The sequence below is a fragment of the Croceivirga lutea genome (assembly GCF_014235875.1).
Classification (GTDB): Bacteria; Bacteroidota; Bacteroidia; order Flavobacteriales; family Flavobacteriaceae; genus Croceivirga; species Croceivirga lutea.
This window is the reverse complement of the sequence record NZ_JACJUK010000004.1, coordinates 187,803-199,029: the sequence shown is the minus strand read 5'-3', so window position 1 is coordinate 199,029 and position 11,227 is coordinate 187,803. Positions and strand designations below refer to the sequence as shown.

The following is an 11,227-nucleotide window of genomic DNA, read 5'->3' as shown; positions in this document are numbered from 1 at the left end:
ATTTGGCATAAAATTAATAATGAGTCATTCTAAAGCTTTACAGAACAGCATATTTACTACTATTGGTGAAGTCGCAGATGAACTGCAAATGCCATGTTATGTAATTGGTGGTTACGTACGTGACTATTTATTGCAAAGAGGTAATGCTAAAGACATAGATATTGTAGCCGTAGGTAGCGGAATTAAATTGGCCAAAGCTGTTGCAGCGCAATTAATTGATTCCTCAGAGGTCAAGGTTTTTAAAAATTTTGGAACAGCAATGCTTAAGCACCATAGCCTAGAAGTTGAATTTGTTGGCGCTAGAAAAGAAAGCTACCAAAGAGATAGTAGAAAACCAATAGTAGAAAATGGTTCTCTTGAAGATGACCAAAAAAGGCGTGATTTTACCATTAATGCGTTAGCTATTTCTTTAAACAAAAACACTTTTGGTGAGTTAATTGACCCGTTTAATGGTATCACAGACTTAAAGGATAAAACCATAAGAACACCTTTAGAGCCAGGTATTACTTATTCTGATGACCCATTACGAATGTTAAGAGCAATCCGTTTTGCAACACAATTAGATTTTACAATTGAAACAGCATCATTACAGGCTATCACTAGCCATGCAAATAGATTAAAAATTATTTCTAACGAACGGGTTGTTGACGAAATTCACAAAATACTTTTGAGTTCTCAACCTTCAAAGGGTTTTAAACTACTCTACAATACGGGTCTGTTAAAACTTATTTTGCCAGAGCTCATTGCTTTAAAAGGTATTGAAGAAGTTGAAGGTCAAAGACATAAAGATAACTTTTGGCATACTTTAGAAGTAGTTGATAATATTGCCAAAACCACCAACAATTTGTGGTTGAGGTGGGCCGCTTTATTGCATGATATTGGAAAAGCGCCAACAAAAAGATTCGATAAAAAAATTGGTTGGACATTTCACGCACATGAATTTGTAGGTAGTAAAATGGTTTATAAAATTTTTAAAAGACTGAAAATGCCATTGAATGAAAAAATGAAATTTGTTCAAAAAATGGTGTTGATGAGCTCTAGACCTATAATCCTATCTGAAGACCATGTTACAGATTCTGCTGTAAGAAGATTAGTTTTTGACGCTGGTGAGCACATAGAAGATTTAATGACTCTTTGTGAGGCAGACATCACAACTAAAAACCCTAAAAAACAAAAACGCTATAAGAATAATTTTAAAATAGTTCGCGAAAAAATAATTGAGGTTGAAGAACGTGACCGCATAAGAAATTTTCAACCACCGGTTTCGGGCGAAGAAATTATGAAGGTATTCAACCTAAAACCATGTAGAGAAATTGGGCTTATAAAAGATGCCATTAAAGAAGCTATATTGGAAGGCGAAATTCCTAACAATTACGAAGCCGCTTATAATTATATGCTTACAAAAGGAAAACAAATGGGTCTTACACATGCATAATCTGCGTTTCATCGAAAAAAATCACGCTAACTCTCAATTCAAAATTTATAAAAAATCTGTGACTAGGTGTTTTTATCTGAAAAGCATCGCTTTTGGTCTAAATTACATAATAAGCTCAGTTAAAAGCGTTTAATTTTGAAATCGTAAAAACAAACTTAAAACACACCATTAACCACCCCATCAAACAACACTAAAGCAATGAACCTACATTTCGCTGTAAAAAGAACAACGTTTAACGTGTTCAAAAAAAGTTATGGGTTTACCTTATTAATCCTTTTGCTGCTCTACTCTATGGTTGGCTACACGCAAACTATACCAGATACTAACGCAGATGCAAATTGTTCAGCTTGTGCTCCTACCGGATGGACACCTATTTCGGCAACCCCAGACATTTCTGATAGATTTTTTGCAGCAACGAACGTAACTCAAAATGGTGGTACAGGATGGAATAACAATCCACTACCGCTTCCTCCAAGCGGGCATACTAATTGGATTTCTCTAAGAGATGTGGGTAATCCATCTTTTGAAGAAATTATACAAACCACAATTTCTGGTTTATCGCCAGGCGCAACGTATGAATTAACCATTTACTCTTTAACAGCAACCGGTCCTTATTCTCCGGTTTTTATAGATTCATTTTCATACCAAATTGGTACTAACCCTTTTGAAACAGTTACTGGAATAACGCAAAACTCATGGAGTCCAACGGTAATTACTTTCATAGCCTCTGCAACATCGGAGACTTTTACTATTTCTGCAGGAACCAATGCCTCAGGCTTTGTATCAACTTATGAATCGGTTCAAATTTCTGTAGCTGAAGACGCTATTCAACTAATTGCTGGCAACCCCAATACTGATTTTGACGGTGACGGTATTGTTAATGATATTGATTTAGATAATGATAATGATGGTCTTTCCAATGCTGAAGAAGCAATAAATGGCAGAACATTACTTTGGATTACAGATAATGCGCTACAAGCTGATGAAGCAGAAACTATAGGGCTGCTAGAAGATTTTGGTTTTACTGTTACCCCAACAACAGACACTAATAGTGCTAATGCTAATGTAAACAACTTTGACGTCATATTTGTACATGAAGATGCATTGTCTGGTAACGTAAATGCTAGTTTTACTGGTATTGCAAATACCCCAAGAGGGTTAGTAACTTCTGAAGCTCAGCTATATGATGAGTTTATTGGTTCTGCACCAGGAAACGGAAGAAATGACATCACTTCTTTTGTAAATATTGTCAACAATACCCATCCTATTACCCAAAATTTAGCCTTAGGCAATCTCAATATAGGTGATGCTAGGGTAAACGTTGAAAATTTAAACTCAGGAACGGTTTTGGGATTACATCCTAACAACAATGTTTCTTTCGCCATTTGGGATACTGGTGACTTGTTAGAAAATAATACGCCCTCACCTGGCAGAAGAGCAATTGTTCCGCACTTTGACACTTTTAATTCTGCAGGTGCCAATTTACTAGCAAAAACTATACTTTGGGCCTCCAAAATTGATACTGATGGCGATGGATTAACAGATGATGTGGACACAGATGCTGATGGTGATGGCTGTTTTGATGCGTTAGAAGGGGATGCAAATATTTCCTATGCCGATATTAATTCTATTGGGCAACTTAACGCCACTGTAAACGGTAACGGTGTGCCTGGAGGTATAACCCAAAATGATGTTTCTTCTAAAAACAACGCGCAAAAATCAATAACCTGTACTGCAGATATTGACGGTGATGGTATTTCAAACGAACTTGAGTTTGCATCTTCATCAGATTTAAATAACCCTTGTGACCCTTTACAAAATGCTGGCTATACCGGCTTTGATTCAACTAATGGCATTTGGCAAAATGCTGATTGTGATTCAGACACTATTCTAAATGGTGTTGAATTTGCGAATGGTACAGACCCGTATACCCAAGACACAGATGGCGATGGAAATCCAGATAATCTAGATGCTAACCCATTGCAACCAATTGCAACATCAGATTCTGGTAATGCAACGGTTGCGATAACTACAACCATTAGTATATTAGATAATGATAATTACCTGCCTAATAACGATATCAACAATTTAGGTACCACAAGTATAACTAATACGGGCAATGGAACTGCCCAAGGAACTATAGCTTTTAACTCAACCACAGGTGAACTAAGCTATACGCCACTAGGTTCAGAAGCTAATGCCACTGTTACAATTGAATACGAGGTGTGTAACTCGGCTAGTGGTTCAGCTATTTGTGCCACCGCAATAGTTACATTTTCGGTAGAAGATGTTGATGATGATGGTGACGGAATTGATAATAGTTTAGACAGTGCTCCTAATGATCCCTGTTTGCCTTCACAAGAAGTAGGTTACACTGGTTATGACGCCACAAACCCTGTTTGGCAAGTAGCAGATTGTGATGGTGATGGTTTATCCAATATTGATGAACTTAATGATGGTGACCCAACAACAGACCCCTATTGTAACGGTGAATTTAGATTTGGAGCAGGAACTTTTGTATCAAGTGCCGGTATTGGAAACGCTATTAATGCTGACGGTGCCCCCGATGGATTATTCACCAATAATATTGCGGGAACTGATAATTTAAATTTAAGTGTTTCAAATTTAACTATTGGTTCTCAAATTTGTGTAACTGTTGGTTTCTCAAATGCTACAGGAGTTGTTCGATTAAATCTTAATGGAGAAATTACTACAATTACCAATCCTTCTGGTGAGATTTCTTATACTGCACAGGTTATCTGTTTAACAGTAACTCAAGATGGTAATCAAACATTATCTATTTCTGATGCTGGTTTAGGAAATATCCGCGTAGATGGTTCTGAATATTTTGAATGTTTTATTGATTTAACTACTGATGATGATGGCGATGGCGTTGTTAATGTAGATGACACTGCACCAAATGACCCGTGTTTACCTGCTCAAAATGAAGATTATACAGATTTTGATGGTAGCAATACTATTTGGAGAAATGCCGATTGTGATGGCGATGGTGTATTAAACGGAACTGAATTTGATAACGGCACTAACCCCTACGCAGTTTCTGGTGATACCGATGGTGACGGTATTAATGATGACAACGAAATAGCGGCAGGCACCAATCAAAATAATGCCTGTGACCCGCTACAAAACCCAGGTTATACTGGCTTTGATGCGTTAAACCCAATTTGGAGAGGTGGAGACTGCGACGGTGATGGAATTTTAAATGGTAACGAAGCTGATAACAATACTGACCCGTACGCAGTTTCTGGAGATACTGATGGTGATGGAATATTAGATGACAATGAAGTTGCGAATGGTACAGACCCCAATAATGCGTGTAGTCCTACTCAGAATTCAAATTACACTGGTTTTGATAGTGCAAACACCATCTGGAGAGCTGCAGATTGTGATGGCGATGGTGTATTAAACGGAACTGAATTTGATAACGGCACTAACCCCTATGCAGTTTCTGGTGATACCGATGGTGACGGTATTAATGATGACAACGAAATAGCTGCTGGCTCCAATCAAAATAATGCCTGTGACCCGCAACAAAACCCAGGTTATACGGGTTTTGATAGTAGTAATACTATTTGGCAAAATGCCGATTGTGATGGTGATGGTGTACTAAATGGAGAAGAATTTGTTAATGGTTCTGACCCTTATAATGCATCATCAGATACCGATGGTGATGGTATAAATGATGCTTTGGAACTAGCCAATGGTACTGATGAGAATAATCCTTGCGACCCTATTCAAAATGCCAATTACACTGGTTTTGATAGTGCAAACACCATCTGGAGAGCTGCGGATTGTGATGGCGATGGCGTTGCTAACGGTGATGAATTTGACAATGGTACAAATCCTTACCAACCGTCTGTGGATACTGATGGTGATGGTATTTCTGATGATTTAGAAATTTTCAATGGTACAGACAGAATAAACCCTTGTGACCCGGCTCAACCAGAAAATTATGTTGGTTATAATGGTAATAATAGTATTTGGCGTGCTGCCGATTGTGATGGAGATGGTATACAAAATGGTACAGAGTTCGATAATGGTACCAACCCCTACTCAGAATCTATAGACACTGATGGTGACGGTATTGCTGATGAAACAGAAATTTTAAATGGTTCTGATAGCAATAACCCTTGTGACCCAATTCAAAATGCTGCCTATACTGGTTTCATTGGAAATAATGTTATATGGAGAGCTGCTGATTGTGATGGAGACGGGGTGCTAAATGGAAACGAATTTGACAATGGTACAAATCCGTATCAAATTTCAAATGATACTGATGGTGATGGTATAGACGATGACAACGAAATAAACAACAATAGTAACCCAAATGACTCATGTAGTCCTATCCAAAATCCGGGTTACACAGCTTTTGATAGTTCAAATCCAATTTGGAGAAATAGTGACTGTGATTCTGATGGTGTTCTAAATGCAACTGAAATTACAAACGGTACTGACCCCTACTCTTCTGTAGACACTGATGGTGACGGTATTGCAGACGATGCCGAGATTAATAATGGTACTGATAAAAATGACCCTTGTAACCCAATACAGGAAGCAGGTTACACTAATTTTGACGGTACCAATGAAATTTGGAGAGCAGCCGACTGTGATGGTGATGGGGTGTTAAACGGTGAAGAATTTGATGGAGGTACTGACCCCTACAATAATCCTGGTGATACTGATGGTGATGGTATTCTTGATGATAGAGAAATTGTAGATGGTTTTGATTTTACTAATCCTTGTGACCCAGAACAAAAAGCAACCTATGCTGATTTTGATTCCACCAATTCAATATGGGCCGGAGCAGATTGTGATGGTGATGGATTCTTAAACGGTGATGAAGTAAGCCAAGGTACTAATCCATATGCATTTACTGAAGATACAGATGGTGACGGAATTTTTGATGAAAACGAGTTTAGTCAAGGTACAGATTTTAATAATCCTTGCGACCCTGCACAACAAATTGGCTATACAGGTTTTGATGCTGAAAATAATGTTTGGATTGCTGCTGATTGTGATGGTGATGGTACATTAAATGGTCAAGAACTTATAGATGGTACAGACCCATATGATCCACTTAACGGTCAAGTGCCAGATGTTGATACCGATGGTGATGGTATTAACGACCCACAAGAAATTATTGACGGTACAGACCCTAATGACTCTTGTGATTCTATTGGAGGTACTCCCACGGCAGAAGATGATTGTGATAATGATGGGTTAACCAATGCTGAAGAATTTACAGGTATAGATGATGAAGCTACCATTGCTAATCCAAATGGTATTATAACAGACCCATTAAATCCTGATTCTGATGGTGATGGTATTTCAGATGGGCAAGAAAGTATTGACGGTACCAATCCAAATGATGCTTGTGATTCTATCGGCGGAACCCCTCCTGCTGATATTGATTGTAGCTTTGTTTCAATAACTACAGACTTGGTAGCTCCAGAAAATAACAATGGAATATTTCAATTAGAAAATATTGAAAACTTTCCAGACAATACTGTTCAAATATTTAACCGTTGGGGAGTAAAAGTTTTTGAAGCCAACGGTTATGATAATCAAAACATTTTCTTTAATGGTATCTCTAATGGTAGAGCTACTTTACAGAAAGATGAAGCGCTCCCTGTTGGTGTGTATTTTTATATAATTACCTACAACAGAAATGGAAAATCAGAAACTATTGATGGTTATCTCTATATAAATAGATAATTCAACCCTGAATCAAGAGAATGAAACCTAAACATTTTTTAATAGCAATTCTTATTTGTTGTAGCACTAGTTTAGTTGCACAACAAGAAGCTCAGTACACCCAGTACATGTATAACACCTTGGCTATCAACCCGGCATATGCTGGTTCAAGAGGCGGTCTAAGTGTAGTTGGTCTTTATCGCTCACAATGGGTAGGCTTAGAAGGTGCACCACAGACACAAACATTGAATATTCATGCGCCGTTGCGCGGTAGAATTGGTTTAGGTCTTTCTGTAGTTAATGATGAAATTGGTAACGGTACCAACCAAGAAACATATTTTGATGGTATGTTTTCGTACACCATAGCCATAAATGAAGAAACAGATTTAAGCTTTGGACTAAAAGCTGGTGGTCATTTATTAAACATAGATTTATCTAAACTACAGAACAGAGGTCCAAGTTTCAATAGCGGACAAGATGTGGTAATTGATAATAAGTTTTCCCCAAATTTTGGATTTGGAGCCTATTACTACTCTGATACATTTTATGCTGGGGTTTCTGTACCTAATGTTTTAGAAACAGAACATTTTGATTCTTCTGGTTCGAGTTCAAATTTATTAGCTACAGAACGAATGAACTTTTATGTAATGTCTGGTGTAGTAACAGAACTTTCTGACCGCATTAAATTTAAACCAGCAGTACTTTTAAAAGCAGTATCAGGAGCTCCGCTACAAGCAGATCTCTCTGCTAATTTTCTTTATGACAATAAGTTTACTTTTGGCACCGCATACCGCTGGGGTTCTGCATGGAGCGCGTTGGCCGGATTTCAATTTAATGATAAAATTATGCTTGGTCTGGCCTATGATAGAGAAATTACAGAATTAGGCAATACTGCCTTTAACAATGGTTCGTTTGAAATATTTCTCAGATATGAAGTGTTAACAGGCGGACCAAGAAGAGGTAGAAGCAAGTTTACTAGAGTTTTAACACCGCGATTTTTCTAATATAAAATGAAAAGCATGCGAACAAAATACATTAGTTTTTTACTATTAGCGTTGTCGCTTTTTACCTTAAGTGCACAAGAAGAGAAACTATCCCAAGAAGAAGATGACTTTCAAAAATTTGCCTATTCTTTTGCTATTGAAGGATATGAAGAGCAGATAATGGAAGGAACAGAAGATATCAATGTTTATAAAAAACTAGGTGATGCTAATTTTTTTAACTCAAATTATAAGACAGCAGCCAAATGGTACAGAGGTTTATTTTTTGCTTTAGGTAACCAGAAAATGGACCCCGAGTATATTCACCGCTATTCAATTAGTCTAAAAAGCTTGGATAGGTATGATGAAGCCGACAACATCTTAAAAACACTTAAAGATACTTTGCCAGAAGATTTAAGACTTAAAAAACTATTGGCCCAACCTAATTATTTAGAAAACATAAAAAAAGTTTCAAATCGCTATAAGATTGACACCCTTATTATCAATTCTGAATATTCAGATTTTGCACCTTCTTATTACTTAGATGAAGGAATTGTATTTGCTTCTTCGGGCTTTTTTGATAAAAAACCTAAGAATATTCACGACTGGAATTCTATGCCTTTCTTAGATTTATTTCATTACAAAGAAACCGGAAATATTAAATTATCTGTAAGCAAGTTAAAAGGTGATATTATTTCTGATGCACATGAGAGTTCAGCATGTTTTACAAAAGATGGTAGCACCGTATATTTTACCAGAAACAATTATAAAGACGGAGAGTTTGTGCGCGACTCCACCGGTATTAGCAGATTAAAAATATATAAAGCCACTTACTCCAATCTATCATGGAATAAGGTTGAAGAATTGCCATTTAATAATGATGCTTATTCTACTGCTAATCCTTGTTTAAATGTAGAAGAAAACAAGTTATACTTTACCTCAGATATGCCAGGAACCTTTGGTCAATCAGATATTTTTTACGTAACCATTAATGAAGATGGAAGCTTTGGAGAACCCGTAAATTGTGGTCCCGAAATTAATACTGAGGGTAGAGAAACCTTTCCTTTTATATCTGAATCTAGTACACTTTTCTTTGCTTCTGATGGTCATCCTGGTCTAGGTGGCTTAGATATTTATGCAGCACAAACCTTAGAAAATGGCAAAATAAAAGTTATGAATATAGGCGAGCCTATTAATAGTGAGTACGATGACTTTAGCTACATTATTAAAGAAATAGATAGCACAGGTTATTTTGCATCTAATAGAATTGGTGGAGATGGTAGTGATGATATCTATGCTTTTAAAGAAAAAATAAAACTCGATTTTAGTTGTAAACAAGATATTGCTGGTATTGTAACTGATTACGATACAGAGAAAAATATTGCCTACAGTAAGGTGCAATTACTTGGTGCTAACGATGTGGTTTTAGATGAACAAAAAACTTCTTCTACCGGTTCATTTAACTTTGAAATCTTCTGTGATGAGAAAGTAGTTAAGCTTAATGTAATTGCTGAGGATTATAGTGAAAACATTTTAGAATTAGATTTAACTAAAAACCAAGAGGTAACCAATTTAAATTTGAGAATGATTGGGGTGAGTAAGGCTGCTGAATTTGGTACAGATTTAGGTTTAGTTTTAGGTATTTCTAATTTACCTTTTGAAGATGAAACCTCTTTTATAAGTCCTAATACAGCTATTGAACTCAATAAATTGTACGGGTATTTATACGATAATCCAGATATTTCAATTCAAATTAGACAACACACAGATAGTAGAGGTAACGCATTTCAAAACACCATGCTAGCCAGAAGACGTGCTGAAAATATTAAAGAATATCTAATTTCTACCGGTATAAAAGGTGACCGCATTACAGTTATTGGAGTGGGTGAAGCTGAAATAAAAAATAAGTGTATTGATGGAGTACAATGTTCCGAAGCACAACATGATGAAAACAACAGAACAGAGTTCGTAGTGCTTCGTTAAATCATCTTTAGAAGTTATTTTTGTATAAAATTGCTTCATGTATCCAAAATTGAGAAAACTTGCCAAAATAACACTTGTATTGGTGTATTTGGTAATTGCTGCTGGCGCTATAGTGAGAATGACAGGTAGTGGAATGGGATGTCCAGATTGGCCAAAATGTTTTGGTTATTTAATTCCGCCTACTTCTGAAGAAACACTTCAATGGCAGCCCAATAGAGAATTTAAAAAAGGGCAAGTAATAATTAAAGAAGAAGCCCTATACACTGCATCGTCTAATTTTACTACCACTAGCACTTACAACCAGAAAAATTGGGCTGCTTACCAAAAACATGATTATGCTACATTTAACCCTTACCATACCTGGGTTGAATTCATCAATAGATTGTTAGGAGCATTAGCAGGTTTAGCAACCTTAATACTGGCAATTTACGCTAGCTTTTTAGCCTTTACCAAAAAAGCGTTTAGAGCATCCCCTAAACTAGTGATACTTCTGGCTTGGCTTATTGTTTTTGGTATGGGCTTTCAAGCTTGGTTAGGTGCTACCGTTGTTTATTCAGTTTTAGAACCTTTTAAAATAACATTGCACATGTTCATGGCTTTAATAATTGTTGCCATGATATTATATGTTATTTACAAGCTTAAGATCAAGCAATCAGTCTTTCTTTACCATAAAAATTTATTTGCCTTGTTTGGTTTTGCACTATTGCTAACCTTACTGCAAGTTTTCTTAGGTACACAAGTAAGACAGTTTGTAGATAACCAAATTGATTTAGTGGGTTATCAGGCAAAAAACATGTGGCTTAATGAGCCACAAATACAATTTTACATTCATCGTTCACTATCTATTTTGGTGTTAATTATAAACGGTTCACTGTTTTATATCAACCGAAAAAATGGTCTCGGTTTTCATAAACTAAAATGGGTAATGGTACTTCTAGGTTTAGAAATACTAACTGGAATTGCGATGTTTTATCTTGATTTTCCTTTTTCTTCTCAACCTTTACATTTGATTTTAGCTTCAATTTTATTTGGTGTACAATTTTATCTGTTTTTAGAAGTGTATCAGAGCAGAAAAAGAATTGATTCTTTGTAATTTTGACCTTTCCAATAGATA

The 11,227-nt window shown here is 36.3% G+C and carries 5 protein-coding genes; all 5 read left to right on the top strand.

Going from position 1 to position 11,227, the window contains the following annotated elements; genetic code table 11:
• Positions 1 to 19: 19 nt before the first annotated feature.
• The 5 genes from H5V42_RS09200 (at position 20) to H5V42_RS09180 (ending at position 11,206) form a co-directional block, all read left to right on the top strand.
• Positions 20 to 1,435, top strand: a complete 1,416-nt coding sequence (locus tag H5V42_RS09200; RefSeq protein WP_185782868.1) for a CCA tRNA nucleotidyltransferase — start codon at positions 20 to 22, stop codon at positions 1,433 to 1,435.
• Positions 1,436 to 1,633: 198 nt separating this feature from the next.
• Positions 1,634 to 7,171, top strand: a complete 5,538-nt coding sequence (locus tag H5V42_RS09195; RefSeq protein ID WP_185782867.1) for a T9SS type B sorting domain-containing protein — start codon at positions 1,634 to 1,636, stop codon at positions 7,169 to 7,171.
• A gap of 20 nt (positions 7,172 to 7,191) precedes the next feature.
• A complete protein-coding gene (locus H5V42_RS09190) occupies positions 7,192 to 8,154 on the top strand; it encodes a PorP/SprF family type IX secretion system membrane protein (RefSeq protein ID WP_185782866.1) in 963 nt (320 codons plus the stop codon).
• 15 nt (positions 8,155 to 8,169) lie between these two features.
• Positions 8,170 to 10,113, top strand: a complete 1,944-nt coding sequence (locus H5V42_RS09185) for an OmpA family protein (protein WP_185782865.1) — start codon at positions 8,170 to 8,172, stop codon at positions 10,111 to 10,113.
• A 37-nt stretch (positions 10,114 to 10,150) separates the two neighbouring features.
• Positions 10,151 to 11,206 carry a COX15/CtaA family protein gene (locus H5V42_RS09180; protein WP_185782864.1) on the top strand — a complete coding sequence of 352 codons (1,056 nt, stop codon included), beginning with the start codon at positions 10,151 to 10,153 and terminating at the stop codon, positions 11,204 to 11,206.
• Positions 11,207 to 11,227 lie beyond the last annotated feature (21 nt).

Excerpts from the sequence above, each read along its gene's own strand:
- H5V42_RS09200 (WP_185782868.1), top strand. The coding sequence starts at position 20 with ATGAGTCATTCTAAAGCTTTACAGAACAGCATATTTACTACTATTGGT.
- H5V42_RS09180 (WP_185782864.1), top strand. The coding sequence starts at position 10,151 with ATGTATCCAAAATTGAGAAAACTTGCCAAAATAACACTTGTATTGGTG.
- H5V42_RS09185 (WP_185782865.1), top strand. The coding sequence starts at position 8,170 with ATGCGAACAAAATACATTAGTTTTTTACTATTAGCGTTGTCGCTTTTT.
- H5V42_RS09195 (WP_185782867.1), top strand. The coding sequence starts at position 1,634 with ATGAACCTACATTTCGCTGTAAAAAGAACAACGTTTAACGTGTTCAAA.
- H5V42_RS09190 (WP_185782866.1), top strand. The coding sequence starts at position 7,192 with ATGAAACCTAAACATTTTTTAATAGCAATTCTTATTTGTTGTAGCACT.